Source organism: Streptomyces sp. NPDC055815, assembly GCF_053616475.1.
The window spans coordinates 1-24,881 of record NZ_JBSHDU010000043.1 but is presented as its reverse complement, the minus strand read 5'-3'; the positions used below and the strand labels follow the sequence as shown (position 1 = coordinate 24,881).

30 protein-coding genes and 2 pseudogenes are annotated in these 24,881 nt (G+C 70.9%); 21 read left to right on the top strand and 11 right to left on the bottom strand.

Features of this window, described 5'->3' with window-relative positions; all coding sequences use genetic code 11:
- The first annotated feature begins 242 nt into the window (after positions 1–242).
- The 14 genes and pseudogenes from ACWGN5_RS25430 (at position 243) to ACWGN5_RS25365 (ending at position 11,529) form a co-directional block, all read left to right on the top strand.
- On the top strand, positions 243–1,613 hold the full coding sequence (locus ACWGN5_RS25430) for a hypothetical protein (protein WP_453519099.1): 1,371 nt from the start codon (positions 243–245) through the stop codon (positions 1,611–1,613).
- Positions 1,525–3,226: pseudogene (locus ACWGN5_RS25425) on the top strand (type IV secretory system conjugative DNA transfer family protein). Before ACWGN5_RS25430 ends, ACWGN5_RS25425 begins: the two are co-directional and overlap by 89 nt.
- Positions 3,223–3,453, top strand: coding sequence for a hypothetical protein (locus ACWGN5_RS25420; protein ID WP_453519097.1), 231 nt, complete (start codon positions 3,223–3,225; stop codon positions 3,451–3,453). Before ACWGN5_RS25425 ends, ACWGN5_RS25420 begins: the two are co-directional and overlap by 4 nt.
- The gene (locus tag ACWGN5_RS25415) at positions 3,450–4,622 is read left to right on the top strand and encodes a DnaB-like helicase N-terminal domain-containing protein (protein WP_453519096.1); all 1,173 of its coding nucleotides are present in this window, start codon (positions 3,450–3,452) and stop codon (positions 4,620–4,622) included. The genes ACWGN5_RS25420 and ACWGN5_RS25415 overlap by 4 nt, the downstream gene beginning before the upstream one ends.
- Positions 4,623–4,665: 43 nt before the next feature.
- The gene (locus ACWGN5_RS25410; RefSeq protein WP_453519094.1) at positions 4,666–5,250 is read left to right on the top strand and encodes a hypothetical protein; all 585 of its coding nucleotides are present in this window, start codon (positions 4,666–4,668) and stop codon (positions 5,248–5,250) included.
- Positions 5,174–5,434: pseudogene (locus ACWGN5_RS25405) on the top strand (hypothetical protein); the annotation flags it as partial. The gene ACWGN5_RS25410 and the pseudogene ACWGN5_RS25405, both read left to right, overlap by 77 nt.
- 115 nt (positions 5,435–5,549) lie before the next feature.
- Positions 5,550–6,449: a DNA cytosine methyltransferase gene (locus tag ACWGN5_RS25400; RefSeq protein WP_453519208.1), complete on the top strand. Its 900-nt coding sequence runs from the start codon at positions 5,550–5,552 to the stop codon at positions 6,447–6,449.
- 93 nt (positions 6,450–6,542) lie between these two features.
- Positions 6,543–7,154, top strand: coding sequence for a DUF4913 domain-containing protein (locus ACWGN5_RS25395; RefSeq protein ID WP_453519092.1), 612 nt, complete (start codon positions 6,543–6,545; stop codon positions 7,152–7,154).
- On the top strand, positions 7,151–7,927 hold the full coding sequence (locus ACWGN5_RS25390; protein ID WP_453519090.1) for a glycosyl hydrolase: 777 nt from the start codon (positions 7,151–7,153) through the stop codon (positions 7,925–7,927). The genes ACWGN5_RS25395 and ACWGN5_RS25390 overlap by 4 nt, the downstream gene beginning before the upstream one ends.
- The gene (locus tag ACWGN5_RS25385) at positions 7,924–8,403 is read left to right on the top strand and encodes a hypothetical protein (RefSeq protein ID WP_453519088.1); all 480 of its coding nucleotides are present in this window, start codon (positions 7,924–7,926) and stop codon (positions 8,401–8,403) included. The genes ACWGN5_RS25390 and ACWGN5_RS25385 overlap by 4 nt, the downstream gene beginning before the upstream one ends.
- Positions 8,400–9,068 carry a hypothetical protein gene (locus ACWGN5_RS25380; protein ID WP_453519086.1) on the top strand — a complete coding sequence of 223 codons (669 nt, stop codon included), beginning with the start codon at positions 8,400–8,402 and terminating at the stop codon, positions 9,066–9,068. Before ACWGN5_RS25385 ends, ACWGN5_RS25380 begins: the two co-directional genes overlap by 4 nt.
- The gene (locus ACWGN5_RS25375) at positions 9,065–9,916 is read left to right on the top strand and encodes a winged helix-turn-helix transcriptional regulator (RefSeq protein WP_453519084.1); all 852 of its coding nucleotides are present in this window, start codon (positions 9,065–9,067) and stop codon (positions 9,914–9,916) included. Before ACWGN5_RS25380 ends, ACWGN5_RS25375 begins: the two co-directional genes overlap by 4 nt.
- Before the next feature lie 126 nt (positions 9,917–10,042).
- Positions 10,043–10,981, top strand: a complete 939-nt coding sequence (locus ACWGN5_RS25370; RefSeq protein ID WP_453519081.1) for a DUF317 domain-containing protein — start codon at positions 10,043–10,045, stop codon at positions 10,979–10,981.
- Between the two features lie 59 nt (positions 10,982–11,040).
- Entirely contained in the window at positions 11,041–11,529 is a 489-nt protein-coding gene (locus ACWGN5_RS25365; RefSeq protein ID WP_453519079.1) for a hypothetical protein, read from the top strand.
- A gap of 4 nt (positions 11,530–11,533) precedes the next feature.
- On the opposite strand, the gene ACWGN5_RS25360 is transcribed toward ACWGN5_RS25365, so the two are convergent.
- Positions 11,534–11,800: a hypothetical protein gene (locus ACWGN5_RS25360; RefSeq protein ID WP_453519077.1), complete on the bottom strand. Its 267-nt coding sequence runs from the start codon at positions 11,798–11,800 to the stop codon at positions 11,534–11,536.
- Between the two features lie 223 nt (positions 11,801–12,023).
- Between ACWGN5_RS25360 and ACWGN5_RS25355 the strand changes: the two genes are divergently transcribed.
- The 5 genes from ACWGN5_RS25355 (at position 12,024) to ACWGN5_RS25335 (ending at position 13,608) form a co-directional block, all read left to right on the top strand.
- Positions 12,024–12,359, top strand: a complete 336-nt coding sequence (locus ACWGN5_RS25355; RefSeq protein ID WP_453519075.1) for a DUF317 domain-containing protein — start codon at positions 12,024–12,026, stop codon at positions 12,357–12,359.
- 123 nt (positions 12,360–12,482) lie between these two features.
- Positions 12,483–12,626: a hypothetical protein gene (locus tag ACWGN5_RS25350; protein WP_453519074.1), complete on the top strand. Its 144-nt coding sequence runs from the start codon at positions 12,483–12,485 to the stop codon at positions 12,624–12,626.
- 64 nt (positions 12,627–12,690) lie between these two features.
- Positions 12,691–12,951 (top strand): hypothetical protein, encoded by a 261-nt coding sequence (locus ACWGN5_RS25345; protein ID WP_453519072.1) that lies wholly within the window; start codon positions 12,691–12,693, stop codon positions 12,949–12,951.
- A gap of 41 nt (positions 12,952–12,992) precedes the next feature.
- Positions 12,993–13,205, top strand: a complete 213-nt coding sequence (locus ACWGN5_RS25340; RefSeq protein ID WP_453519070.1) for a hypothetical protein — start codon at positions 12,993–12,995, stop codon at positions 13,203–13,205.
- A 94-nt stretch (positions 13,206–13,299) separates the two neighbouring features.
- On the top strand, positions 13,300–13,608 hold the full coding sequence (locus ACWGN5_RS25335) for an esterase (protein ID WP_453519067.1): 309 nt from the start codon (positions 13,300–13,302) through the stop codon (positions 13,606–13,608).
- 88 nt (positions 13,609–13,696) lie between these two features.
- Here the strand turns inward: ACWGN5_RS25335 and ACWGN5_RS25330 are convergent, their stop codons facing one another.
- Positions 13,697–14,296, bottom strand: coding sequence for a hypothetical protein (locus tag ACWGN5_RS25330; RefSeq protein ID WP_453519065.1), 600 nt, complete (start codon positions 14,294–14,296; stop codon positions 13,697–13,699).
- Between the two features lie 254 nt (positions 14,297–14,550).
- On the opposite strand from ACWGN5_RS25330, the gene ACWGN5_RS25325 reads away from it, so the two are divergent.
- Positions 14,551–16,221, top strand: coding sequence for a hypothetical protein (locus ACWGN5_RS25325; RefSeq protein ID WP_453519207.1), 1,671 nt, complete (start codon positions 14,551–14,553; stop codon positions 16,219–16,221).
- A gap of 14 nt (positions 16,222–16,235) precedes the next feature.
- On the opposite strand, the gene ACWGN5_RS25320 is transcribed toward ACWGN5_RS25325, so the two are convergent.
- The 9 genes from ACWGN5_RS25320 to ACWGN5_RS25280 form a co-directional block, all read right to left on the bottom strand.
- Complete coding sequence (locus tag ACWGN5_RS25320; protein WP_453519062.1) at positions 16,236–16,640, bottom strand: hypothetical protein; 405 nt, start codon at positions 16,638–16,640, stop codon at positions 16,236–16,238.
- A gap of 108 nt (positions 16,641–16,748) precedes the next feature.
- Positions 16,749–18,506 (bottom strand): relaxase/mobilization nuclease domain-containing protein, encoded by a 1,758-nt coding sequence (locus ACWGN5_RS25315; RefSeq protein ID WP_453519059.1) that lies wholly within the window; start codon positions 18,504–18,506, stop codon positions 16,749–16,751.
- Complete coding sequence (locus tag ACWGN5_RS25310) at positions 18,506–19,174, bottom strand: MobC family plasmid mobilization relaxosome protein (protein WP_453519057.1); 669 nt, start codon at positions 19,172–19,174, stop codon at positions 18,506–18,508. Before ACWGN5_RS25310 ends, ACWGN5_RS25315 begins: the two co-directional genes overlap by 1 nt.
- A complete protein-coding gene (locus ACWGN5_RS25305; protein WP_389669801.1) occupies positions 19,171–19,395 on the bottom strand; it encodes a hypothetical protein in 225 nt (74 codons plus the stop codon). The genes ACWGN5_RS25310 and ACWGN5_RS25305 overlap by 4 nt, the downstream gene beginning before the upstream one ends.
- 101 nt (positions 19,396–19,496) lie before the next feature.
- A complete protein-coding gene (locus tag ACWGN5_RS25300) occupies positions 19,497–20,564 on the bottom strand; it encodes a DUF2637 domain-containing protein (protein ID WP_453519054.1) in 1,068 nt (355 codons plus the stop codon).
- Positions 20,561–21,127, bottom strand: coding sequence for a WhiB family transcriptional regulator (locus tag ACWGN5_RS25295; RefSeq protein WP_453519051.1), 567 nt, complete (start codon positions 21,125–21,127; stop codon positions 20,561–20,563). Before ACWGN5_RS25295 ends, ACWGN5_RS25300 begins: the two co-directional genes overlap by 4 nt.
- Before the next feature lie 117 nt (positions 21,128–21,244).
- Entirely contained in the window at positions 21,245–21,949 is a 705-nt protein-coding gene (locus tag ACWGN5_RS25290) for an ATP-binding protein (protein ID WP_453519048.1), read from the bottom strand.
- On the bottom strand, positions 21,949–22,968 hold the full coding sequence (locus tag ACWGN5_RS25285) for a hypothetical protein (RefSeq protein WP_453519046.1): 1,020 nt from the start codon (positions 22,966–22,968) through the stop codon (positions 21,949–21,951). The genes ACWGN5_RS25290 and ACWGN5_RS25285 overlap by 1 nt, the downstream gene beginning before the upstream one ends.
- A gap of 1 nt (position 22,969) precedes the next feature.
- On the bottom strand, positions 22,970–23,296 hold the full coding sequence (locus tag ACWGN5_RS25280) for a transcriptional regulator (RefSeq protein ID WP_453519043.1): 327 nt from the start codon (positions 23,294–23,296) through the stop codon (positions 22,970–22,972).
- A 537-nt stretch (positions 23,297–23,833) separates the two neighbouring features.
- Here ACWGN5_RS25280 and ACWGN5_RS25275 point away from each other — a divergent pair.
- Positions 23,834–24,706: a helix-turn-helix domain-containing protein gene (locus ACWGN5_RS25275; protein ID WP_453519040.1), complete on the top strand. Its 873-nt coding sequence runs from the start codon at positions 23,834–23,836 to the stop codon at positions 24,704–24,706.
- Positions 24,707–24,881 lie beyond the last annotated feature (175 nt).

The following is a 24,881-nucleotide window of genomic DNA, read 5'->3' as shown; positions in this document are numbered from 1 at the left end:
CTCCTCGTCCTCTTCACCGTCGGCCTGTCGCGTACGTGTTTCCTGCAGCGCCACCGCCGGCCGCCCCGCCGTCCGCGAACGGCTCTCGTGCCTCGCCGACAGCCTTCCCCTGCCGGTGACGCCGTGACTCCGCCGCCTCTGCCTTCCGACACCAGACCCAGGACCGTTCCTGCGGGTGGAGCACGTGTGCCATGTGCTCCACCCGCCCTGGCCAGCCAGCACCACCAACTCACGGAGGAACCGTGCCCGAGTTCTACTCCAGCATCGGCGAGGCCATCGGCGCCGCGATGCAGCACAACATCCGGCTCGCACACCGCAGCGTGGCACCCGGCTCCGCCAAGCCGCCGCGGGTCCGACACCTGCCCAGCGCTTCCGCCGACCCGTACTCCGTCCCCGGGATGATCGCCCGCCTCACCGAGGACGCAACGCCCAATGAGGTGGCGGGGATCATCGAGGAGGTCAACGGTGCGCTGGTCGGGGCTCTGCCTCAGCTGACCGAACTCGTCGCCGCTGCCGCCGACTGGACCCGTGTCCGTCTGGCGTTCGACGACCCGCACCACAACCCCGTCTTCGAGACCTGGACGCGACTGGCCGCCGCCCACGTCATGCTCCAGGACGTTCAGGAGCAGCTGGCAGCCGCCGAGGACGGGATCGCCGCGTGCCCTGCCAAGCGGACCGACCCTCGGTACCACGAGAGGGTCAACGTCCTGCGGACCCGGGAACTGCTCGACGACGTCCTCGGCGCCGGCCCGGTCGCCGCAGAGCCTTCCGCCCGGGATCCGGACGCCGACCGCCGTCGTGCCGCCCGTGCTTCCACGCCGCAGACCGGCCCCCGACAACCGTCGTCGCCGCCCGGCACCGAAGAAGTCCCGGCGCGCACCCCACCGCTCCGCTCTCCAGAGTTGCCCTCCATGGCCAACCTCGCCGACACCTACGGCACCGACGTCGAAATCTTCCCCTGGGCCGATGACTTGGTCTGGGCCGACTGCCGGACCGGCCTGCCCGAATCCGCCCACCGCATCCTGCGCTCCTGTGGGTTCGCCGCCCTAGGCGACCCGGGCGATCCCGCCTCCTACAGCCTCGCGTCGCACATCGTCGGCCCGGACCGGCAGCTCGCCTCTTCCTCTGCCGCGAGCATGCTGGCCGACCTGGGGTATCGCATCGCGATCGACCCGTCCCTGGCCGCCGGCTACGTCGGAGAGGCTGTCGATCCCGAGGCCCGACGGCTGGCCGCTGCCCGTCAGGTCTCCCCCGTGGCGACTGAGAGCAACACCGGCACCAACGCCCCGACGCCCGCCGCGCCGCCCCCCGTCCGCGGCACGCCCTGCCCCCCGCTCGCGATGAAGCATTCCGTTCGATCCGCAAGGAGTAGGCCCGTGAGCTGCACGAGAGCCGAGCGCGCTCCGCCCCGCCCGCTCGCACCCCAAGGAACTTCCCGTGCCTTCCCCGCGCACCAGTGCGCCGTCGACCACCACCGGCTCCGACGCGCTCCTCTATCTCCTGTTCGGCGCCCTCGGAGCCGCCATGGCCTTCGGCTCCCTCGCCTGGCTGACCGGCAACCTCACCAACTCCCTCGTCGGAAGCGGTCCGTGGACCCCGTTCCGCGCCACTGACGCCCTGCTGCACCCCGAGGCGCTGTGGCCGGCCCTGACTTCCACCGCTCTGCTGGTCGGCGTCCGCGTCGTCCCCGGCCTGCTCACCCTGGCGCTGCTCACCACTGGCCTGGTGCTGTGGCTGCGCTGGCGCTCCGGTGCCAAGAACGGTCTCGCCCGCAAGAGCGACCTGACGCCGCTGCTGGACAAGGAGATCACCGCCAAGGCGAAGAGCCTGCGGCCGTCCCTGAGCGGCCGGGAGTGTAAAAGAGGTCGCTCCCGCCGACCGCGGCATCCTGCTCGGCACCCTTGATCCCGGTCGAGCCGATGTCCGTGCTTCCTGGGAGGACGTGATCGTCGCGATCATGGCCCCGCGAAGCGGGAAGACCTCCGGGCTGGCGATCCCCGCGATCCTCGCGGCTCCCGGCCCGGTCCTGCTCACCTCCAACAAGGCGGCGAACGACGCGTTCACCGCGACGGTGGACGCCCGTGCCGAGGTCGGCACGGTCTGGACCCTCGACCCCCAGCAGATCGCCCACCATCCGCGTGAGATGTGGTGGGACATCCTGGCCGACGCCCGCGACCTCGCCGGGGCAAAGCGGCTGGCCGGGCACTTCGTCGCGGCGAGCGTGGATGAGTCGAGCGGCTCCGACTTCTGGTCCACCGCCGCGTCCAACACGCTCGGCGCCCTGTTCCTCGCCGCCGCGAGCCACTGGCGCCCGATCACCGACGTACTGGCCTGGCTCGCCTCCCCCGCCGACCGGACCCCGGTCGACCTGCTCACCGACGCCGGCCACGACGCGGTCGCCGCCCAGCTCCAGGGCACCGTCTCCGGCGCGACCGAGACCCGCGACGGCATCTATGAGACGGCGAGGCAGTACGCGAGCTGCCTGCTCGACCCTGAGGTCGCCGCCTGGGTCACCCCGTGCGAGGGCGTCCCCGAGTTCAAGCCCCTCGCCTTCGCCACCTCCCGCGACACGCTGTACCTGCTGAGCAAGGACGGCGGAGGCAGCGCGTCCGCGATCATCGCGGCAGCGGCCGACGCCGTGATGCGCGCGGCCGTGATCGTCGCCGAGCGCTCCGGCGGACGGCTCGACCCGCCCGCCCTGTGCGTCCTCGACGAGGCCGCCAACGTCTGCCGCATCTCGGACCTCCCGGACCTGTACTCCCACCTGGGCAGCCGAGGCGTCATCCCGATGACGATCCTGCAGAGCTACCGGCAGGGCCAGCGCTGCTGGGGCGAGGCCGGGATGGACGCCCTCTGGTCCGCCGCCACCGTCAAGATCGTCGGATCGGGCATCGACGACGCCGACTTCGCCGACCGCCTCAGCCGACAGGTCGGCGACCACGACGTCCAGACCGTCTCGGTCTCGACGAGCGAGGGCGGCAAGTCCACCTCGGTGAGCATGCGCACCGAGCGGATCCTGCCGCCCGACGCGATCCGCGCCCTGCCCAAGGGCAAGGTGCTACTGCTGGCCACCGGCCTGCGCATCGCCATGCTCTCCATCCGGCCCTGGTACAAGGAGCCCTCCGCCAAGGTCGTCGGACCGGCCTCCGCCCGCGCCACGAAAGCGATCACCGAGCGGGCCCTGGCGAAGACCGCCGGCCACGACGACTTCGGGCTGTCGGCATGAGCGCGCCCACGCCGCCCTCCGCGCGGCTCGCGCAGTCGCCGGCCGTCCTGCGCGACGGCCGGTGGTGGCTGGTCGGCGAAGCCGGGGCGGTTCCCCTCGCCGATCCCTCCTTCGCCACCGTGCTGGACGACTTCGCTGAGGCGGTGGCCGCTGCCGACCGTGCGGTCGCCGATCTGCGTGCCGGGCCGAGTGAGCCGCCCGCTTCCAACACGCGAGGTCGTCAATGAACCCGCTGCTGAAGGCCGAGCAGGCGGTCCTCGGCGCGGTGCTGCTCGACCCGGGCCAGCTCTCGCACCTAGAGTGGCTCACGCCGGATCACTTCTACCGGCCGGTCCACCAGGCGCTGTTCGCCGCGCTGCGCAAGCTCCGAGGTGATGGCCACCCCGCGGTGGAGGGCGAGGGGCCGGTGCCGCTGTCGTGGGTGACCGACGCGGTCGACGAGGCCGGCCTCCATGTCCGGGGATTGACCGCCTCGTACGCGCATCTCCTGGTCTCGGCCTGTCCGCGTCCGGCGCACGCTCCGGTGTACGGCCGCATGGTGCTGGAGGGCGCGATCCACCGCACCGTCACCCAGCACGCGATCCACCTTCACCAGGAGGCTCGCGCGGGCGCCCTGCGGGGCGAGGTCGAGGGAGCGCTGCACTACGCGGACGTCCTGACGGGGGTGCTCACTGATCTCGCACGGCGGTGGGGCACCGAACCGCGCCCGGTCGCGCCCGCGACGTCGCAGGTCCCCGACCCACCTGCCCTTCCGCCGGCTCAGGCCGATCGGGTTGCCGAGGACGAGGAGTTCCTTCTGGCCGTCCTCGTCGAGCGGCCGGGGGCCATGGGCGAGGTGGTGGACTGGCTGCGTCCCGGGGATTTCGCCGACCCGGTCCACGGGCAGCTCTACCGGTGCCTCGGGGCGCTGCACCACCGGGGCGAGCCCATCGACCGGATCACCCTGCTCTGGGAGGCCCAGCGGCGCGGCCTGCTGGCCGACGGCACGCTGTCGGAAGACCGGTTCGCCGCTATCTGCGACGGCGTGGGGGCCGGTGACGCCGAGTGGCTCGGCAAGCAGGTGATGCGGTCCTCCCTCATGCGCACCGCAGCCGCCTCCGCCCGCACCGTCCGCGCCCTTGCCGAGGACGCGGCCCTGGCCCCCGGGCGACTCATCAACCACGCCCTGCACGCGCTCGGCCCGCTCGAAGAGGTCCGCGCCCGTTGGCAGACCGCGCACGGCCGGCCGGCTTCACCGGCGCCAACCACCGCTTCTCCTCCAAGCGGGCCGCCGGCGGCGCGGGTACACGCGGCCCTCACGCGCAGTACGCCGCGCCCCGCTCCGTCGCCACCGGGCTGGCTCGGTCCCAGGCCCACCCCGACCGCCGCACGCCCGCCCTCGCGCAACCACAGCTGACACGCCCTTATCCACCGCTCGTCCTCATGTACAGGAATTCATCGTGCCCACGAACCCTCTCGCCGACGCTCTGGCCATACGTGCCACGGCCTCGGCCTTCGACGCCCAGCGCGGCAAGCTCCCGGTCCCCGGCGACCCTCACCGCCTCCCCGGAAGCGTCGCCGTCGCCCAGCAGATCTCCGAACTCGGCAAACTGATCAACGAGCTGGGCGACGAGGTCCTCTTCCGCACCGTCAACAGGGAACACCGCTCTCGCACTTCCCTGGCCGTGTCCAGCTTCTCCGCCGCCGTACGGCCTGCCGGTGAGGCGGCAGCGGCTCTCGGGGAAGTGGCCCATCAGCTCGCGTTCCTGGAACGGACCGAGCACCTGCACGACCGGCCCGACACCCGGGATGCCCGGGAAGCAGCGGGGCTGGTGATCGACGAGGCGCTCGGGACGGCGGACACGGCCTTGCGGGAGGCGGCCGACTCCCTGCACGCCGCCTCGACGGCGGTCTCACCGCCGTCCTCACGGCTCCGGGCCGCCCTCACCCGAACCATCACCTCCGTCTATGAGGCCGTACCGGCTGCCCCCGCAGCGCCTACACCAGCGACGGCTCTCGTGCCCCGGACCGTACGAGGTCGGTGACATGCCCGCCATCATCTCCCGCCCTCCGCTGATCGGGTCGCTCTGCTCGGGGTACGGCGGCCTCGACCTGGGGGTGCAGGCCGCTCTCGGCGGCACCCTGGCCTGGCACGCGGAGGTCGATCCGAACGCCTCGCGCGTCCTGGCCCGCCACTGGCCCGGCGTCCCGAACCTGGGCGACATCACGACCGTCGACTGGTCCGCCGTCCCCCGGGTGTGCGTCCTGACGGCCGGCTTCCCCTGTCAAAGACGTCTCGGTCGCCGGTCGCCGGGCCGGACTCAACTCCCAGACCCGATCGGGGCTGTGGCTGCACGTCGCCCGTGCGGTCGAGGTCCTCCGACCCTGCTTGGTAGTGATCGAGAATGTGCGCGGCCTCCTCACCTCCCCCGCCGGTTCCCCTGGCGACGTGGAACCCTGTCCGTGGTGTCTGGGAGACACCGCAGGTCAGCCTCCTCTGCGGGCACTCGGTGCCGTACTCGGATCCCTGGCCGACCTCCGGTACGACGCGAAGTGGCTCGTGCTTCGCGCCTCTGACGTCGGAGCCCCGCACCGGCGCGAGCGGACCTTCCTCACGGCCTGGCCCGCCGGAGACCCTGCTCAAGACGCCGACCAGCAACATCGGCAAGAACGGCGGCTCCCAGCACCCGGCCAAGAGGAAGAGCGGGGGCCACGGTCCGAACCTGGCCGACGAGGTCGAGTGGCTCCTGCCGACGCCGAAGGCGTCGGACGGGATCAAGGGCTCGCCCAACCAGCGGCATGGCAATGGGGACATGACCCTGCCCAGTGCGGCGGCGTCGCTGTTGCCCACGCCGAGGGCCAGCGACACGGGCACCCCGGGCCGCCGCCCCGGCAAGGGGTGGCGCCCTCCCCTGTCGGCGGTGGTCCTGCCGCTGTGGGCGGAGCCGTCCCCGGAAGCCGAGGAGTCGAGCGGCGATGGGGACCGTACGCAGCCGCCATCGCCCGATGGGAGACGCTCACCCGTCCCGCGCCGGCGCCCACGGACGCGGCCGGTCGGCTCCGTGCCGACTTCGTCGAGTGGATGCAGGGCCTCGACGCGGGTTGGGTCACCGCCACCCCGGGACTCGGACGCCCGGCGCAGCTCACCGCGCTCGGCAACGGCGTCGTGCCCCAACAGGCCACTCAAGCTTTGCAGTTGCTGGCGCCACCGTTTCCGCGCTGTCCGCGCTGCGCGGCCGGGTAGCGGCTCCCTACCGGGTTTTCCCGGCCGGGCCAAACCGCGGATTCTCCGCATCCTCTCGGGCATGTCCCCGTCTCACAGATGGAGCACGCTCTCATGTCCGACACCAGCCCGACCGCCCCCACCCCCGGCCCTGAGCCGTTCCGGGTCTCCGACGAAGACCTCGACGACCTCGCCAGCGCCCTCGCCAAGACCATCGCGGAGGTCAGGCGCCACGGCGTCATCCTCGACCGCCTCGGCTCCGAGCCCGATCCCGTACCCCCTGCCGATCAGCAGACGGACGGCGCTGCGGAAGCCGGGGCGGCCAGCCCCGAGAAGGCCGACGGCCCCACCTCGGTGTTCATCCTCGCCCTGGGCGGCGAGGCGTACGCCATCGAACTCACCGCCCTCAGCAACTGGGTGAACCACCTCCTCCTGCCGGTGTACGGCCGGGAGATCAGCACAACGCGCCCCTGGTGCGCGCAGTGGCACGAGCACCCGGAGGCCGTTGCCCGGCTGCACGCCCTCTGGCTCGCGTGGCAGCAGCTCACCGACACCGAGGCCGGCCTGGCCGGTCCGTCGACCTGGCACCGCGACCACCTGGACCAGGCCCTCGTGCACCTCCGCGCCCCGGACGGTCCGTTCGCCGCGTGCACGACGAGCCCGACCCGTCCCAACCACCGGGTGCTCGCCACTCCCGCCTCTGAGCAGTCGGGGGTGGCGGCATGAACGACGGCTTCGACTTCGATCTCGACGAACTCGCCCCCACCGATGCCTCGTCCGAGGAGACAGCGGAGAGGTTCTGGTCCGGCGACCTGACCGCGCTGTCCCAGCACCACACCACGCCCAACGGCTCCCACAGCTTCGTCATCGCCCACGACCAGTCGGCCATCTGGGGAGCGCCCGGCGCTCCTCAGGTGATGGCGATCGCCGTCGCCCGGGATCTCACGCGGTTCACGTACACCCTGGAGACGAGCCACCACGCCACGGTGCCCTTCGCCCAGGCGTGGCTGGTCGAGCGCGGCTGCCCGCCCGAGAAGATCGCCAAGGTCCGCGACGGCCTGGTGAAGCCCGCCGACGACCTCACGGTCCAGGTCGAACGGCAGATCCGGGAGTCGGGCACCCGGTACGAGGGCCTCGACAGTCACACCTCGGACTCCGACCCGTGCGAGACGTGGACGCTGACGCGCGACTCCCGCGCCAACGAGGCACCGATTCGGGTCTTCCACGAAGAGTGGGACCACGACGCCGGCACGTACACGATGCGCGAGGGCGCCTTCGCCAACGTCGGCGCAGCCCGCTCCTGGCTGGACGACCGCAGCGGCCCGTTGCCCGAGCCACCGGAGTACAGCGATGACAACGGCGCCGTCGTCCGGGCCCGCGTCGCCCGCATCGCCCTCGCCCGGTCGGCCGGTGCCTTCGCGGCACCGAAGGCGGGCCTCGACGCCCCCCGTACGCCTCCGGGACCGGTCCAGCGTCCGGTACAGGGGAGGCTGCTGTGAGCCGCGCCCGCTTCGCTTTCGCCGCACACCCTGACGCCATCGCCGATCTTCGGGAACTTCCCGATGAGATCCGTGACTTGGCGCTGCTGGAACTGCAGAACCTGGTCCACGGGAGTGACGACTGCCTGCCGTTGAAGGGCCGCCTCGCCGGATTCCACAAGGTCTACGTCGACCCCTCCGTCTCCTACCGGCTGGTCATCCAGTTCCGCCCGGCCCAGCCGACCTCGAACCATAAGCGCGAGGTCTACCTCGTCGCCGCCGGAAGCCGGAAGGACTACGCGGTCTACCGCTCGGCGCACCTGCGCACCGCCCCTCAGCAGATCACCGAGACGCCCTCCGCCGCCGAGGCCCGCGTCCAGGCCGCCCGATCCCGTTCCTCCCTCACCGCAAGCCGCCCTACGGCCGCCGCCCTGGCAGCTACTCCCACAGTGGCTCACTCCACGGCCGCCACTTCCCGAAAGGTCCCCCAGCGATGACCACCGACCGCGCCCCGCTGTCCCGTACCGACCTGGCCGGCCTCCTCACCGGGGCTGCGCAGAGCGTCTCCGGAATCCTCGCCGCCGAGTACCCGACGGCCCCCAGCCGCTCCTACCTGCACCCCGTGCTGGGCGCGCTGTCCGCCGGTCCGCACGTGGTGGGCGAACTGGCTGACCGGCTCGAAGAGTTCATGGCCACCGAGCCGCGTCCCGCCACTCCGGCGGGTCTGTTCACCCTGGCTTCCTACGCCTCCGCGCTGGGCTGGCTCACCGAGTCCCTCGCCGAGCTGACCACCGCCGTCGACCAGATCTGCACGCGCGTCGGCATCCCCACGGAACCTCGGGACCTGGCCTTCACCGCGACCAAGGACGCCGAGGAGGAAGACGGGTTCGACTCCGCCTTCAGCGCGCTGGAACTGGCGGCGATCCGCACCGCCGCCGAGGCCGCCGGGCTCCCGCCGGGCGACTACGTCGACGTGCTCTCCCAGTCGCTGCTCGCGGCCTCCCGGATCACCGACGCCTGCATGGAGATCTCTAGCGGCCTGATCGAAGACGCCGCCTACGTGCTCGACGAGGCGGCCGACCAGATCTGGACCGGCGGCGAACCCGGGGGACTGCCCACTCTGATCCGTTCGCTGCTCGCCCGGATGGAGGCGGTCGAATGAACCCGCGCGATACGCCCGACCGGCCCGCCGTCTTCCCCATCGGCTCGTTCGACGCTCAGCGCATCGAGGACGCGTTTTCCCTGATGGGACCCAAGTGGACCACCTGGTCGGTGATGACCATGGCCCAGGAAAGCCGTCCCATACGGGTGCGGGATGTCGCCGCCAGGCTCCCCTTCGTCAGCGAGCAACTGGTCGGCAAGCGACTGACGGCCATGCACGCCGACGGACTGGTCACCCGAACCGACAAGCGCCACGGGGCTCCGTACCGGCTCAGCGCCCTCGGCGAGTCCCTGACGCACGTGCACCGCACCTTGGCCGAATGGTCTCGCAACTACCTGTCGCCCGGCGCGATGGCCGAAGCAGAACGTGTCGAGGACGCCGCACAACGTCTGCGGCTGCGGCACTCCACCGCCATGATCCAAGTCCTCGACGCGGGCGGCCCTATGCGGTTCGTCCACATCGCCGAAGGCGTCGGCCTGAACGTCAGCCTCACCCAGCATCGCCTCCTCCGGCTTCAGGCCGACGGCCTGGTCACCCGCACGGGCCCGCGCCACGGCGACCCCTACGTGCTGACCGATGCCGGCCGGGAGCTGGGCCCCGTCTACGCGACCGTCGAGCGCTGGAGCGCCCCCTTGGCCACGCGGTGGACCCCGTCGCCCCCTGTCCACGTCGCGACGGCCCAGCGGACCCACTCCGCCATCCCGTTGGGGTCGGACGGCGCCCGAACCGCAGCGGCACTGCGCCGGAGCGCTGCCGTACCGAGCGCCCTGTTCAGCCATTCCTCCCAGCCACAACCTCGGGTGCCGACGGCCGTAGCCGCCCAGTCGACCCCGGGACGGGGCAGGTGATCCGGATGGCGCCGAGAACCAGAGGCACCCCTCCATCTCAACGGCGTCCGCGTGCGCTCCGACCCCTCACCGCGCTGCGCACGCGGGCGCGTTCCCCTCCTCCCACACGCGCCTGGAGCTTCGACCATGCCCGCCCTCCCTGACCCGTCCCGCCACGAAGAGGTACTGGTCAGCCCCATGTATCTCGCCGGCTCCAACGGGACCGGAGACGCCGGCTTCGCCCCCGTGGCCCACTGGCCTCACCACTACCTCGACGACGGGCCCTGCCAGCTCCTCGTCACCTCTCCCGACCAGCGGATCCGGATCGGCTGGTTCGGCGACGACTTCGAGCTGTGGAGGATCACTGCGGCCGAGGAGGCCGTCGCCACGCCCTGCTGGACGGCGACCTTCAACCACGTCACCCCGGCCGAGATCGTCGCCGGCCTCACCACCGCCCTGGCCCAGGACTACGCCGCATCCGACCCGTACGAGAACAACGGACGCTTCTTGGCGGACCCGTCGTTGTACTGGGCTGATGCCGTCCAGCCGCTGCTCGATGCCAGCTGGCGCCGAAGGGCAGCCAAGTACGGAACCGTCGAGGTCACCGCTCCCGACGGACTGGCAGGTGTAGAGATCGATACCCTTCGCGGCGGACGAGACGCCGAGACCGTCGTGCTGTGGGCCGGTCCCCGGGGCTGGGGTACGCGGGCGGAGGCGGTGTTCACGGCCCGCACTCCGTCCCATCTGATCGCTGCGACAGCGGCCGTCATGGCGAGTTCGGCCCCGGTGGTCCGTGAACGGCACATGATCCACCGCGAGATGGAGCCGCTGGTCGCGCTGACGCCGGTCGGCCCGGCTGTCGATCCCCGGGTCCCTCGCTCTCCGACTCCGCTCGACGTACGCCGCACCGCTGTCACCGAGGCCGTACGCCGTGCCTCGCGCGCTCCGCGGACAGCAGCCGACCTCCGCGTGATGGCGGCCCAGAGCCGCACCACGTCCTCGGCGCAGAAGCGGTCGAGCACCTTCGCGCCCACAGCCGCAGCCCGGCCGTCGGCCGCTTCGTCGGCTCCCCGGCACGGCCGCTGACCCCCGCCCGGACCTTCCCGGACGCCCTCTCTGCCCCTCCGGACGACAGGAGTTCCTTCATGCCCGACACCACCGCGCTCGACCAGGCCACTTCCATGATCGAGAAAGCCTGGGGTCAGCCCATCGAGGTGTTGGAAGTCCTCGCGGTCCGCCGCCCCTGCGACGACCCGCTTCTGCGCTCGGCCATGCATATCCGTACCGCCCTGGCCATCACCGACAACGCGGTGTCCGTTCACCAGGATCGTCTGCACGCAATGACCCGGCCCGGGTACGTGCCGGCCTTCTACGAGCTGGACCGGCTCGCCAGCTCAGCGTCCGACCTTCGCGTCGCGCTCGCGGAGAGCGGTGCGTACGTGCAGGCGATCCGGCGTGTGGTCGAAGCACGCGAAGCCGCCTCGGCCACGGACCGGGGTCCGGCGGCGAACCTGTCCCGGGCTGCTGTCGCCCGCTCGGGGCTCGCTTCACATGCCCCGGGCCAGGTGCCCGACCAGCCTGTTCCTGCCGCTATCGTCGGGCCGTCGGCGCCCTCACCGGGGCCGCACCGCTGAACGGTCAGGCAAGGTCTTCGTCGTGGTGGGCGTCCTCGATGCGGGCGCCCACCACGCGGGCCAACTCCTCCACCGTCAGCTCAACGTGCCGTCCTTCCGCGCCCCGGTGCTCCACCAGCACTGCCTCGTCCGCCCACCTGTCGGACTGCGCGCCGACGCCCCACTGACCGTCGGCGACCATCGCGATGTCACCCACGGTCCACGGCCGCCCAGCGGCGCGGATCTTGCGCTCCAGCCCGGCCCCATCCCAATGTCTGCTCGGTTCCGTCATCCCTGCTCCCCCTTCAGTCCCGTACGACTCGCTGCCGTAACTCGAGTACGACAACCCCGGCCGTCGTTCCATTCCCGCGCCGCTGGCACTCCGGGCACCTGGCCGTCATCAGTTCGCCCACGGCAGACGGGGCATCCCCGCAAACGACTACGGACTTCGGCACACCCCATGTCAACGTACAAGTGTCGGGAAAACCGCAGGTCAACGAAGGGATCGTCCAACCATGAACGCCTCCGCCACCCTCCTGCCCGCTGTCGTCCGCCCCGCCGTGGAAGACCGCTACTGGCTCTCCTCGGACCACTGCGCCACCCCGGTGCTCGAACTCCTCCACGCCCTCGACTGGACGGTCGTCGACACCCCGGAGGCCAACGTGCACGCGACGAGCCCAGACGGCCGTGTCTACGTCGGCTGGCTCCCCGAGGACCCCGCCGCCTGGACACGCAGCGTCGTCTGGCGGGTCCAGGTGCAGCCCGCCGAAGGCGGCGCGTGGGTCCAAGAGTTCGGTATCGACACCCCTTCCGAGGCGGTGGCGGGATTCGTCGCCGACTCCTCTCGCTGAATCGTTAAGCGGAGCGGCCCCACTGGTCCGTCTCGCCCACCCGCACCTGTTCGAGACCGCGCCGCTCCGGGCCGACCAGCCCCGTCCCGCTCACTGGCCCAACAGGAGGCTTCGATCGCACGCATGCTCCTGGCCACCTCTCCCGGCTACCGCCGTGAATGCGCCTTCACTCGGCGCTGCACCTGCTACTACCTGCCCGGCCAGTACGGCCGCCGCGCCGCCCGCCGAGCCGAACGACGCCAGTGGCAGCGCGACCTCTCCGAATGACCGAGCGCCCTGACGTCCGCCGCGCCGGCCGTCTTGGGGCTCCACCCCAACATGAGGAATCCACGTGTCCTTCCATGCCCCGCTCACCAACCACCACGCCGACGGCACCCTCTGCCCGGCGGACCACAAGCACACCAGCTCCGGCAAGCCGCTCCACACCGACTGCCCGGGGCGCTCGTACACCCAGGCCGTCTGCTCGTGCGGCAACTGGGAGATGAAGCAACGCGGCAAGAGCTACGTCAACGAGTGCCGCAAACGGCACCTCGCGGGCCACGCCCAGGGGCCGAAGGTCCTCCGGGACCTGCTCCGCCTCGACGCTCCCTGACTCGCCGCCCCCGCCCGCCCGTACCGCCTTCGGAGGCTTCCTTGCCCCAGTACCTGACCGTCGGCCACCTGCTCCGCCAGCTCCAGGACCTCGACCCCGACCTGCCGATCCGCCTCGCCGTCAACCCCGACTTCCCCTTCACCCACTACCTGGGGAGCGAGGTCATCGTCCAGGACGGCAAGGCGTTCATCCCCGACGACGGCCAAGAGGACTACCTCCCCATGTCAGTACGCGACGCCCTCACCTGGTCCTGACCCCTTCCCCCGCTCTCCGGAGGCTCTCATTTCGTCGCACATATTCCCGCTGCACGGCCTCGCCGCACGTCCCATGCCGGACGGCGCACGTGGCGTGCTGGTCCAGCGCGTCTCCACCCGGCACGACGGCCCACTCGACGTAACGTGGCTCGCCGCCGGAACCCCGCAGCTCCCCCTCGGCCGCATTCGCCTCCACTGGGAGCCCGCCTCTCGCTCTGGTTGGAACGTCACCGCCCACCTGGGCCTGGCCACCACCGAGGTACACCTCGCCTCCTGGCCCGCCGCCCCGGACGACTGGCCGCGCCTGGTCCGCCCGACCCTCCACGAGGTGACCGGGCTCTGCGCCGCCCTCGCGTTCGCGACCGACACCCTGGACCTCTCGAACCGCCTCGCCGGGGTCTGACCAGGAACCACAGAAGGCCGCCCCTCGCTGATCAGGCAGGGGCGGCTTTGCCGTACGCCCAGCCGCACATTCGGAACAACCTGCGTGGTCAGACGTCGTTGAAGTAGGACCGAGTGTCCAGGATGAACGTACGTCTGGCCTCCGCGAATTGACTGATGACCCAGGTGAAGGGCTGCTGCTCGGTTTCGGTCACATAGACCAGATCGTCCTCATCAAAGGCCGTGCTCTGCCCCTGAAGCTGGAGCAGGTCGCCGAGGTCGGCCAGACGGGCCGCTGAGGTTATGAGCTGGTCAGGGCCTTCCAGCTCCAGGCGTGCGACTGCCTTCACCAGGCGCTGGTACATCTCGTGAGCATGGTCGTGCGCTTCGTCGTGCTGCCGTTCAGCGCTCTCTTTGCGCTCCCTGGCCCGTTCCCTGGCTCCTTCATCGTCGCTTGCCGCATCTTCATAGATCATGCCCAGCCACGTGGCCGCACTTCCGCTGAGGTCACAGGCCCTCTTCAGCTCATCTGCGGCTGCCAATACTTCGACGCACGCCGCGTGCTGGTTCGTCCGGCGAGTGTGCTGCAACTGCGCCCGTCCAGCGGCTTGCGCCGACAAGCGGGCTGCTCGGGCCTGCATATAGACCGCAGGTACGCCGACTACAGCAACAGCGGCGGTGACAAGGGAAGCGATGACCTCTATAGACACGCTGACGATCGTATCGACGCCTACCGACAACCGAGCGAGATGAACAGTGCCCCGTCCGTACCCACCGTGAAGCAGCGCTGCCGCCCACGCAAACGCTTGGGCAAGGAGGAGCAACCGGTGGCAGGAGCGGTCGCTGGCCTACGAAGGCGCCGCGTTTCGCTCTCCTGTAGGGGCGAAGATCACTAATTCCTGGTGTGCTGCGTTCCCAGCCGCTGGCCCGTCTTTCCGCGGTGCCTAGACTTGATCCCGTGGCGATGACCTACAGCAGTGGCAGTAGCGCAGACCTCCCCGCACAGGCTCGTCCGGAGGCATATTTGGCCGCACTCGACTCCGCCCCGACGGAGTGGGTGACGGTCCTTGGTGTCTTGCTGGACCACAGCCTCGACTGGGGCGTCAGCAGCTATCTGACCCGCCCCGCCGGGCGGGAGCACGCGCTGTCCGAGTACACCCGGAGCGACGGCGCGATCGGGTCAGCCGGCATCACCACCGAGTACCCGAGCCGCCGAACCGTATTCGAGGACGGTCTCCAAGACCCCGACGAGCAGTCGGAGTTCTTCGTCCACCGCCGTGCCCACCATGACCTGGCCGAGCCCAGCGTGGAGTTCACACCCTCCTTCCTCTGGTACTTCGACGCGATCCCACGCCCGGACGGGTCCATGTACTACCTGGACGACGCCGGCCGCGACCACGACCTGGTCCGCATCCGTCGCACCGGCACCGAACTGCGCATCGATGTCGCGGCCCTGCCACTGCGCCGGTACCTCGCCGTTCGCGAGCGAATCCTGGTCCTCCAGCACGATCGGATCAGTCGGCTGGAGACCGTACCGGAACCACCTGTCGAGGCAGTCGACCGCACGGAACTACGCCACTTCGCCTTCCACAGCGGCGATCTGCGGTCCGCCGACAGGCCCGGTTTCGTCCGGCTGGTGGGCAAACAGTTCGTGCTGCCCGTCGCGGCCGACCCGGCCGACCTGGCCCGTCCGCATCCCACGGAAGACCGCTTCCCCAAGTTCACCATCGCGGTCGACCCCGACACGGGCGAGAAGATCACCTCGACCTGCGACCCCAGGAAGCTCAGCACCTACTTCGAGGACCGGGGAACCCCGCACTACCTGACCCAGGTGTACTTCCGGCGCGAAGTCCTCCACCGCTACACCTCCGAGCCCTCCCGCTATCACGTGACAAAGGAGCAGCTCAGTTGCCTGGGCCTGTGGCTCCTGCCCCTGGGCAGGAACCCGGAGGGCCTGGTCGAGACCCGACTCGGAGACCTGGGAAGCAAACTCCCTAGCGAGGAGCGGGACCACTGGCTCGGCTTCAACGTTCCTCCCAGGGGCGGCCGGGACGAAACCCGCCACCACCGGGAGATCCTCGGACAGTGGGTCGACGGTCCGCCCGATCCAGTGAGCCGCCTACTCGAAGGCCGAAGCCGATTCAGCACCTCGCTGTCCCGGCTTGCCGACCGTCCGGTCTACAGAGAGTGGGACCCCGCGGACCGGATCGCCTTCGAGGGCCTTCACTTGCCCACGAGCAGTGAGCAGGGCGCGGCCGACGCGTTGATCCTGACGCTGACCAAGGGCGTCATCGACTACCTCGACGTCAAGGCAATTCGCTCTCTGCCCGGCAGCGATCCCAAGGCCGCCACCATCAACGCCCTTGAAGCCTGGGTGAAGGTGACCGGGGGCGACCCCGATGTGCTCACTGCGCCCCTGCGAATCCTTCAGGGCCTGCGCTCCGCCGGAGCTGCCCACTCCCGGACCCGAGACTGGAAGGCCACCCTGACCCGAGCGGGGCTCGACAGCCTGACGCCCGATGAACAGTTCTCCCGTCTCCTCACCGCAACTGCCGATGTACTCGAGGCGCTGGCTCAGCATGCTGACGGGCAGCCCGAACGTTCCGTCGCCGGGACCGGACCGGGCAGCGCCTGATCCCCAACCGCTCGTTAGTCTAGGTAGGTGCCGGCGAGAACGCCGTCGAAACCGAGCGCGGCGAGGCCCTGCTCGACGGTGGGGTAGGTAGTGCCGCACGGGCTGGCGATCAGGGCGTCGAAGTCGGCGCGGCTGATCTCGGGTTCGATCCACTGATTGCTGCACCGGCAGCGGATCCAGACGCTGCGGCCGTGGTTGATGAGCAGCCAGTCGCGTCGGGCCTGGCAGGCCGAGCACATCACGGGGATGCCACCGAGGGCGAGTTCGTGTGGGTGGCTGACGCAGCGTGTCGCGCTGGGGCCGTCGGCCGGCTGCGTCTCGTACTGGAGTTGCAGCAGGGGGTCGGTGCCGGTGGGAAGGACGGGCAGCGCGGGTGCCGGCTCCGTGGTGCGGTCGGTGGTTCTGAGCATGAGCGTCATCTCCCGGTCGAGGGCTTCCTGTTTTCATCCGTAACAGCCGGTGGAACCGACTGTCCATGCATTTCGTGGAGTCCGGTCGGTCGGTGGCCGGCCTTCCAGACTCGCTGGTCAGCGGCGCGGTGGTCGGCTGCGCGGGTCCGTGACGGCAGGGCGCGGTGCCGCCGTGAGTGCGTTCCGTTCGCTGGCGCGGTTGGCCGAGGTCTTGGTCGGGCGAGTGCCGGCCTGCGGTCGACGGGGAGCTTCGCCCGGGTGGGCGGGGAGCTGGGCAATCCGGCGCAGACGCCAGACCAGGACGTCGTTCACGTCCTCGGCGGTGTCAAGTTCGCGCATGTCGATGGCCTGCTGCAGGAGGGCCTCGGGATCATGGCCTGCCAGCTCGACCTGGGCGAGGGTCGCGACCAGGGCGTCGGTCTTCGCCGGCGTCCCGTCTGCTCGTACGCCCTGCTCCGGCAGAGCCGCGCGGAGGGTGGCCTCGTGTGTCCGGCGTTGGGCCTCGGGGAGGGCACGTCCTTGGTCGTGCAGTACCCGCATCGGGGTGGCGGCGGCCTGTCGGTAGGCGGTGCGCAGGTGCTCGGCGGCCTGTCGGGAAGCGTGGGCCTGCTGGGCGTGACCGCGGGCGGAGTGCCAGCGGGCGGCGGCGAGGGTGACCAGGACCAGGGTGGAGAGGAGCATGGCGGTGGTGCCGCCATCCTCGCCCCGGCCGAGCGCGCCGCCGGCCTGAACGATGCCCCGGGCGGCCGAGCGGAGAGCCCGGGTGTCGGCGTGCTCTGCTCGGATGTGGCTGCGGGTCGCCCGCTCGAAGGCTCGGGCGGCAGCAGCCAGCTCGGCGCGGGTGGCGGCCGGGGAGGTCTGGGCGACCGCGTCCAGGAGTTCTCCGACGCCGACGAGCTGGGCGGCGGCTTCGTCGTCGTCGCCTTCGAGGAGGACGGCGGCACGCTCGGCGATGCCGGTGGCGCTGCGTCGCTCTCGGGCGGGCGGGGACCAGTCCGCCCGGCCGTCGGCGGCCGAAGGCGTTGGCCGCTCGGTGGTTCCGTCGGCGAGCCGGAGGCGGATCTTCGGGAGGGACAGGTCGGGAGCGAGCTTGGAGCCGGGGTACCAGACGGGTTCACCGTGGCGGTTGCGGTCGCCGGGCAGGGCCACGTTGTAGCCGAGCGCGTCGCCGGACGGGGCGTGGCGCATTTTCACGCGCAGGCCCGCCTCGCGGAGCCGGGTGAAGAACTCCTTCTCGTTGTCCGCTCCCGCGACGGCCTGGCGGACGGCTTCGCGGAGCGTCTCGCGGGAGGTCTCGGTGCGGCCGGTGCGTTCGGCCTTGAACTTCTCGGCGCTGGTGGGGTTCTTCGCTGCGGTGCCGTCGCCGGCGTTGAGGCGGCGCAGGCCCATCTCGTTCTCGATGCGGCGGCAGACGGCCTGGGCCTTGTTGAAGTCGTAGTTGAGGCGGGGATTGCGCAGGTCGCCACGGACCAGGGTGGCGACGATGTGGATGTGGTCTTCTGCGTGGCGGACGGCGATCCACCGGCAGCCGTCGGGATCGCCGTCCGGGGCGATGCCGGTGGCGTGGACGATGCGCTGGGCGACGGCGTTCCACTCGTCGTCGGAGAGCCGCCGGTCGCCGGGGGCGGTCCGGACCGAGCAGTGCCATACGTGCTTGGCGGGCGCGCGGTCGCCGGCCTGCTTGACCCGGAGGTCGAGGGCGGCGGTGAGGCGGGCGAGGGTGACTTGCGGGTCGGTGTCGCGGCCGGGGTCGGGGGCGAAGTCGTCCCAGGAGCCGACGAGGTGCGCGTCGGTGTGCTCCTCGCGCCTACCGGGGCCGTAGAGGTAGACGAGGAGTCCGTGGGTGCGGGAGCCGCGTCCGATGTCGGGAACCATCACAGCCGCCTGTTCACCAGGTCGTTCGCCGCGTCGTCGAGACGGCTGAGGGACCGGGTCAGAAAGCTCAGTGCGTGGTCGAGTTCGCCGGGGCGGGGCTGTCCGCCGGCGTTGTGTACGTAGGCGATCTGGTTGATGTTGTTGCCGATCCGGGCCAGGGCGGTGCGCAGGGCTGCGAGTTCGTCGATGGCCGTGTCGAGTCGTTCGTTGGTGTGCAGGATGGTCGAACCGCGGGCGGCGGCGAGGCCAGCGGCGGCAAGGAATCGGGCGACGGTGACGTTGCGCTGCGCGGCGGCGGCGACGATCTCGGCTTTCTCGGTGTCGGAGAGGCGGGTGGTCGTCTTGCGGGTGCGCTCGCTCGGGTTGCGGCTGCGGCGGCGCGGCTTGCGGTCGGGGAAGGCGGGCGTGCTCGGGCTCGGCTGCTCGCAGTCAGCGTGGTCGTCTGCTGCTTCTCCCCCGGTGACCGGCACCCCCTGGTGCCGGTAGCCCGGCTGGTTCCCGTGCGCCCTCGCTCGGGAACCAGCCGGGCTTCCCTCGCCCTCCTGGGCGGGGGCAAGTGCGTGCGACGGGCCGTAGGACCGTCGTACGCGATAGCTTGCTCCGCCAGGAGCCGTCATGGGGTCACGCTGCTGTCCGGCGGTGGTCACCGCCGGGTCGTCGCTGGTCATCGGCTCGTCTCGGGGTTCTGCTGCTGGATTTCACGTACGAGCTCCTCGATCCAGTCCATGGCGAGGACCGGGTGGTGGAGGGTCCAGGGGCGATCGTGCTGCTCGCGCTGCACGATCCAGGTGGTGTCGGGGCCGGACTGGGCGCGGTGGAGGTGGCCGCGCTGGTGAAGGACGGTCAGCCAGGAGTCGACTTCGGCGGGAGTGGCCGGGTGGGTGCGCATCGGGTGTTCTCCGCTTCTGCTCTGGAGGGGTGTTGCACGGGTGTCCGGAGCGGGTGACCGGCTGAGGTGACCGGCTCGGTCACCCGCTCCCTGGCGTCCGGTCAGTTCCGGCTGGAGGTGACCGGCTGTCCGTGCTGGGCGCGGAGCTGGGCCATCAGGGCGGTCAGGGTGTCGCTGGAGAGCGGGATCTGCTGACCGCGGATCGCCTGGGCGACCACCTTGCGGGTCAGCTTGTCCTCGGCCCTGACCGCTGACCGGGCGATCTTCAGCAGCTCCTCGGTGTCCGGGTCAGGCCGCCGGTCACCGGGTGTCCGGGCCTCTCGGTCAGTGACCGGCGGCGGCGTGACCGGCGGGGTGGTGACCGCCGCCGGGCTGTCCTGGTTGCCGGTGACCGGGGCGGTGTCGGCGGGGCGGTCAGTGACCGGCCGAGCCGAGTCCGACTGTCCGGGCAGGTCAGCGGCCTCGTGCGACTGTCCCCGGTCATCGCTGACCGGGTTGCTGCTGCCCACCGGGACCCTGTCCCCGGTCAGTGACCGGGAGGCAGGAGCCTGCTTTCCCAGGGACAGTGACGGCCGGCCGGTGAGGGCGGTGACCGGCTGACCGGCCTTGACCTGACCGACCGCCGACCGGTTCTGACCGACCCGGTCAGTCCGGGTGACCTCCACGGCGTCGCGCCGGTCACCCTGACCCGGGTAACCGGGGTGACCGAGGTCCTCGCGGTCACTGCCCTTGACCGGCCCCCGGGCGATGAGGATGTAGAGGTGGACCGCTCCGGCCAGGGCGAGCGGGGCGATGGTGGACAGCACCGCGACCACCGTGTCCCCGAGCCGGAGGCCGGTGCCGGCGACCGCGTCCTCGTTGAGCCGCACCGCGTGGAGCGCGTTGGCCCAGATGCTGGCGGCGGTGGCCGTACCGAAGAGCGTCCAGACGTAGAGCCGGGCGCGCAGCGGCGCGTCGCGGAGGACCAGGAGCGCCCGGACGCCGTAGGCGATGAATCCGTCGATCACCAGGGGGAAGAGGTAGGTGAGGAAGCCTCGGATGTGGATGGCGACGGCCATCTGCTGCAGCGCGTCGTACGACAGCGCGCATCCCGCACCGCCGAGGGCGATGACGACCGCTCGGTCCCAGCCGGATATGTGCGCCGTCTTCGGCACGGTCTTGGTGGTCACGCCGCCGTCCCGAAGTCGTCGCGACCCAGGCGCTCGCCGCCGGCCTCGGACGAGGCGGTGGCCGTCTCGGGCTGGTTCAGGTCTCGGTTGCGCAGGGCTCGGCGGAGTTCGCGGTACCGCTTCTGGGCGTGCTCCTCGGTGATCTTGAGGAGCCAGGCCAGGCGCTGCTCGGTCACCCCGTGGCGGTAGGCGGCGCGGATGACCGCGCGGCGCTCGGCCTTGCTGAGGTGGATGTCGCGACCGGCGATGGTGTCGTTGACGCGGCTGTAGTCGAGGCGGTGGGCGATCTTCTCGTGCAGAGGTCCGCGCTCCTCCTCGGTCAGTCCGCCTCGGATGCCGTCGGCGTCGCCGGCTTCCAGGGCGGCGTCCAGGCAGACGCGGCGAACCGGGCACTGGCCGCACAGCGCCTTCGCTTCGGTGATCTTGTCGGTCTCATCGGGGTCCGGGAAGAAGATCTCGGGGTCCACCGGGTTGCACTCGGTGCTCTGGCAGACGGCCTGGTCCCGCCAGGTGTGGTCGCCGAGCGACCGGTGGCGGGCAGGGCGGGGCGTCGTGCTGGTCATACGGGTACTCCGATCGCTCTCCGCGCGCAGGGGCGTCGGCGGAGAGGTGCGATGGGTCGGGGAAGGGCTCGGGGCGGCGCGCAGAAGGCGCGGCCCGGCGTGGCGGCCTGGGGCGGGTCAGGCCGCGAGACGGCGGCGTCTGCGGTCGACCTGCTCGAACTCGACCCGAGTGGTCATCTGGGCGAGCCGGGAGGCGACCCGGTCGCCGACGTAGGCCCGGAGATCTCTGATCGCCAGGTTGGTGGTGATCAGGGTCGGAAGCTCGTGGTTGTACCGGCGGTTGATCAGCCGGTACGTCACTTCCTCGACCCACTCGCTGGCCTTGGCCGCGCCGAGGTCGTCGATGATCAGCAGCGGACAGCGGCTGACGGCGGCCAGCTCCCGCTCACTGTCGGCTCCGGGCCGGGGCCGCAGGGCGGCGTACAGGTCGGCGGCGGTGGTCGCGTGCCAGCGCACGCCGACTCCGCTCTGCACCAATCGCCGGACCGCGCCGTACGCCTGGTGCGTCTTGCCCGCGCCGACGACGCCGGCCATCAGCAGGCTGGGTCCGGTGGTGACCTGTCGCCTGGCTCCCTGGTTGGGAGCGACGGCGGCCTCAGCGACGGTCCGGACCCAGGCCAGGACCTGGGGGTGGTCGGCGACGGCGGCCCGGTAGCGCGGGGGCATCCCGGCCGACAGGGCCTCCAGCGGGGAGAAGGGCTCGGGCTCCTGGGCTGGTGCGGCGACGGTGGCGGGGGCGATGTTGCGGGCGGCCAGGATCCGGGCCATCCGGTCGAGGGTTCCCTCGCCGAGGGTCTGCGGTTCGCGGTGACGGGTGCGCATCACAGCTCCTCGGCGTAGGCGGCAGCGGCGTTGGCCGGGTTGGTCCACGCCTGATGGGCGGGGACGTTAGGCCGGATTTCCGGCCGTGCCAAACCGCCGGGGCGTGCGTTCATGGCCTCGTTGACCATGCTGGTCAGCACGCTCGGGTGCTTGGGGTTGGCCGCGAAGTTCGCCAGCCCGGCCCTGATGTGCTCCGGGGCGATGCCCTCGCCCAGGAGCTTCTTGGTGATCCGGCCGAGGTGTCCGATCACGTCGCTGGGCGGGCGCTCGTCGCAGGCGGCGACATACTCGCCGACGAGCTGATTGGCCGAGACGCCGGTTGCGGGCGCCGTGCGCCCCGTAGGGACAAGAGATCCAGGATCCAAGATCCTAGATCCAGGCGCCGAGCCCTCTCCGATGCTTCGGGGAAGGTTCGGGGAGTCCTCGGGGAATGCCTCCTGACCTGCGCTCTTCGTTCCAGCCCGGCTAGGAACGCCGCACGCATTGTCGGCGGCTTCCTGCCGGTCGACGGAGGCCCCACCCGCGCCTCCGGAAGGCGCGGAGGTGGTCTTGGCGGGCAGGTCGAGGGCTCGGGGAGCATTCGGCGAGGTCTCGGCGAGTCCTCGGGGAGTAGCAGACGAACCCTCGGTCCGCTTGGCGCAGGAGCCCTTGCAGGGCGCACACCGGTCGGCCGCCTGGTGCTGCGGGCAGGAGGGCAGACGCGACTGGCTCGGCTTGTCGATCTTCTGGTGGTCGGACCAGGTCACGATGTGGAGGTACCGACGGCCGTCGCAGCCGGTGTACCGACAGACCAGGCCGGCGGCCGCGAGCTGGTGGAGGTCGTCTTCGACGTGGACCGAGGTGTGCTCGGCGCGGAGGGGCCAGAGGAGCCCGGCGATGATCGCGGCGTTGTCGCGGTGGCGACCGTGGTCGTCGGCCTGGGTGAGCAGTCCGAAGAAGGTCCGCTCCGCCTCGACGCGCACTTCGGCGAGCGACTCGGAGACGAATGCCTCCGGCTTGATGGTTCGTATCCGCGCCATGTCAGCGGCCCCGACCGGCGGCGGTCAGGCCGCTGCGCGTGAGGGTGGCGTCGGCAAGGTGGAAGGTGTGCGGTCGCGTCGAGTCCGCCCCCGGCCAGACCCTCAGGATCCAGCGGCCCGCGCCCCTGACGGTGGCGCGGCCCACCTCCGTGGTCTTCCTGGTCTCGTCGTTGACGACAGCGTGCTGGTGGGGCCACGTCTGCTTCGGGTCGTTGAGGCTGACCCGGATGGTGGCCGCGCCCGCGATCATGTCCGCGAGCCGGGCGGCCAGGCGGCGCTGGCGGCCAGCGTCCGGGCAGGCCGGGGTTCCGATCGGCATGGCAAGCATGCGATACTCCGTCTTTCGTAGGAGCGCGGTGCGGCGGTTCTCGTGCAAAAGCCCCGCCGCCCGCGTGATGTGTATGGGCACCTCTCGGGGTGCCGACCCGGCGCTTGGGAGTTGGTAGCTCCCGGGCGCCGGTTTTCGTCTTACGGCCTAATCGGTTCGTGCCTTTCGTCTGCTCGTTGCGTGACCCCTCCCCGGGTCGCTGCCCGGTGGGGGACGACGAACATATGTAGACACCTGCGGCAAGTCCATCCCCGGCTCCCAACAGCTCACACAGGGCTCGCGACGGTCGGTGCTGGGGAAGGTGGTCCCCCGACCGGCCGGCAACGTCTGGACCGAATCCGACGGCGCGTTGCGCGAGTGGTCACGGCAACGCAACGTGCATAGAGGTCCCCCAGGGCTGGCACCATAGAGAGCCGGAGCCCGGCCAGCAGGTGCGATACGGAAACGTACGTCAGTTGCGGAAATGTATCAAGCCTGGGCTACAGTTGCCCTAGAGGCCGCCACCACCGGCCCGATCGCCACCCCGCAGGAGTTCATGTGCCACGTCAGTTCGACGGCAGCCGCGTGCGTGCTGTCCGGCGGGGCAAGGACCTCCATCAGAAGGAATTGGCCGAGATGGTGGGCGTCAGCGCCCCCACGGTCGCGCGGTGGGAGAGCGGCCAGGACTTCCCCAAGGGTGAGAAGCTCCCCGCAATCGCAGCGGCGCTCGGTCAGTCGCTTGATGTCCTTTTCCCTCACGACGGTCCGCCGGACCTGCAGCTCCTGCGCTGCGACGCCGGCCTCAGCGTCGCGCAGGCCGCTGCGATCATCGGCGCGAGCCGCGTGCCGGTGAGCAACGCCGAATCCGGCCGGCGCCGACTCAATGATGCTTACGTGCAGCCGCTCGCAGAGGCGTACGGGGTGACCGAAGAGGAGTTGCTGGCCGCCCAGGATCTCTCGTTCGGGCTTCGCCCCAGGGCCTCGCGTGACGAGCATGCGTCCGCACCCCGCACGGTGGGAGAGAAGATCAACTATCTTCTGCAGCACGGATACGTTGGTCAGGAAGCGCCCTCCGATGACGAAATTGCGCGGATCGTCAACGAGCACGCGGGCGTGGCGACCGTCACCGCCGACGACATCGCCGCCCTTCGTGCGGGTGCCACGACGGAGGCTTCTGATGTGGTGCGTGCCGGCCTAGCCGAAGCACTTCAGGTCGACGCGGCCCTCTTCCAGGACGATGCCGAGCTCGACCCCAAGGCCCGCGAATTCCTGGAGGCACTCCTCTTCCTCGGCTCGATTCGCAGGGGGCAGATCCTCGGCCTGGCTGCCCGCGGCAACGGCGGGGGCCTCTCTGCCGAGATGATGGCCAAGATCAACGAGCTCGTCGGAGAGCTGAAGCACAAGCTGCCAGAGGTGCAGGACGGGGAGTGACGGCGTCGCCGAGCACCCCTCACCGGCTTGGATTTCCGAGGCGCTTCCGCTCCGCCGACTTGGCGTCTGATACGTACCGTCTACCGTGCGTGGACCAGGCCGGTGCGCGCTACTTCGCAGCCGCGTTAATGACCGACAGCAGCGAAGGGACTACGGCGATACCCCTTACCGGGGT

Coding starts and splice junctions, on each gene's coding strand:
- ACWGN5_RS25420 (WP_453519097.1), top strand. CDS start 3,223: ATGAGCGCGCCCACGCCGCCCTCCGCGCGGCTCGCGCAGTCGCCGGCC.
- ACWGN5_RS25415 (WP_453519096.1), top strand. CDS start 3,450: ATGAACCCGCTGCTGAAGGCCGAGCAGGCGGTCCTCGGCGCGGTGCTG.
- ACWGN5_RS25395 (WP_453519092.1), top strand. CDS start 6,543: ATGTCCGACACCAGCCCGACCGCCCCCACCCCCGGCCCTGAGCCGTTC.
- ACWGN5_RS25390 (WP_453519090.1), top strand. CDS start 7,151: ATGAACGACGGCTTCGACTTCGATCTCGACGAACTCGCCCCCACCGAT.
- ACWGN5_RS25380 (WP_453519086.1), top strand. CDS start 8,400: ATGACCACCGACCGCGCCCCGCTGTCCCGTACCGACCTGGCCGGCCTC.
- ACWGN5_RS25375 (WP_453519084.1), top strand. CDS start 9,065: ATGAACCCGCGCGATACGCCCGACCGGCCCGCCGTCTTCCCCATCGGC.
- ACWGN5_RS25370 (WP_453519081.1), top strand. CDS start 10,043: ATGCCCGCCCTCCCTGACCCGTCCCGCCACGAAGAGGTACTGGTCAGC.
- ACWGN5_RS25365 (WP_453519079.1), top strand. CDS start 11,041: ATGCCCGACACCACCGCGCTCGACCAGGCCACTTCCATGATCGAGAAA.
- ACWGN5_RS25360 (WP_453519077.1), bottom strand. CDS start 11,800: ATGACGGAACCGAGCAGACATTGGGATGGGGCCGGGCTGGAGCGCAAG.
- ACWGN5_RS25355 (WP_453519075.1), top strand. CDS start 12,024: ATGAACGCCTCCGCCACCCTCCTGCCCGCTGTCGTCCGCCCCGCCGTG.
- ACWGN5_RS25350 (WP_453519074.1), top strand. CDS start 12,483: ATGCTCCTGGCCACCTCTCCCGGCTACCGCCGTGAATGCGCCTTCACT.
- ACWGN5_RS25325 (WP_453519207.1), top strand. CDS start 14,551: ATGACCTACAGCAGTGGCAGTAGCGCAGACCTCCCCGCACAGGCTCGT.
- ACWGN5_RS25320 (WP_453519062.1), bottom strand. CDS start 16,640: ATGACGCTCATGCTCAGAACCACCGACCGCACCACGGAGCCGGCACCC.
- ACWGN5_RS25315 (WP_453519059.1), bottom strand. CDS start 18,506: ATGGTTCCCGACATCGGACGCGGCTCCCGCACCCACGGACTCCTCGTC.
- ACWGN5_RS25310 (WP_453519057.1), bottom strand. CDS start 19,174: ATGACCAGCGACGACCCGGCGGTGACCACCGCCGGACAGCAGCGTGAC.
- ACWGN5_RS25305 (WP_389669801.1), bottom strand. CDS start 19,395: ATGCGCACCCACCCGGCCACTCCCGCCGAAGTCGACTCCTGGCTGACC.
- ACWGN5_RS25295 (WP_453519051.1), bottom strand. CDS start 21,127: ATGACCAGCACGACGCCCCGCCCTGCCCGCCACCGGTCGCTCGGCGAC.
- ACWGN5_RS25290 (WP_453519048.1), bottom strand. CDS start 21,949: ATGCGCACCCGTCACCGCGAACCGCAGACCCTCGGCGAGGGAACCCTC.
- ACWGN5_RS25285 (WP_453519046.1), bottom strand. CDS start 22,968: ATGGCGCGGATACGAACCATCAAGCCGGAGGCATTCGTCTCCGAGTCG.
- ACWGN5_RS25280 (WP_453519043.1), bottom strand. CDS start 23,296: ATGCTTGCCATGCCGATCGGAACCCCGGCCTGCCCGGACGCTGGCCGC.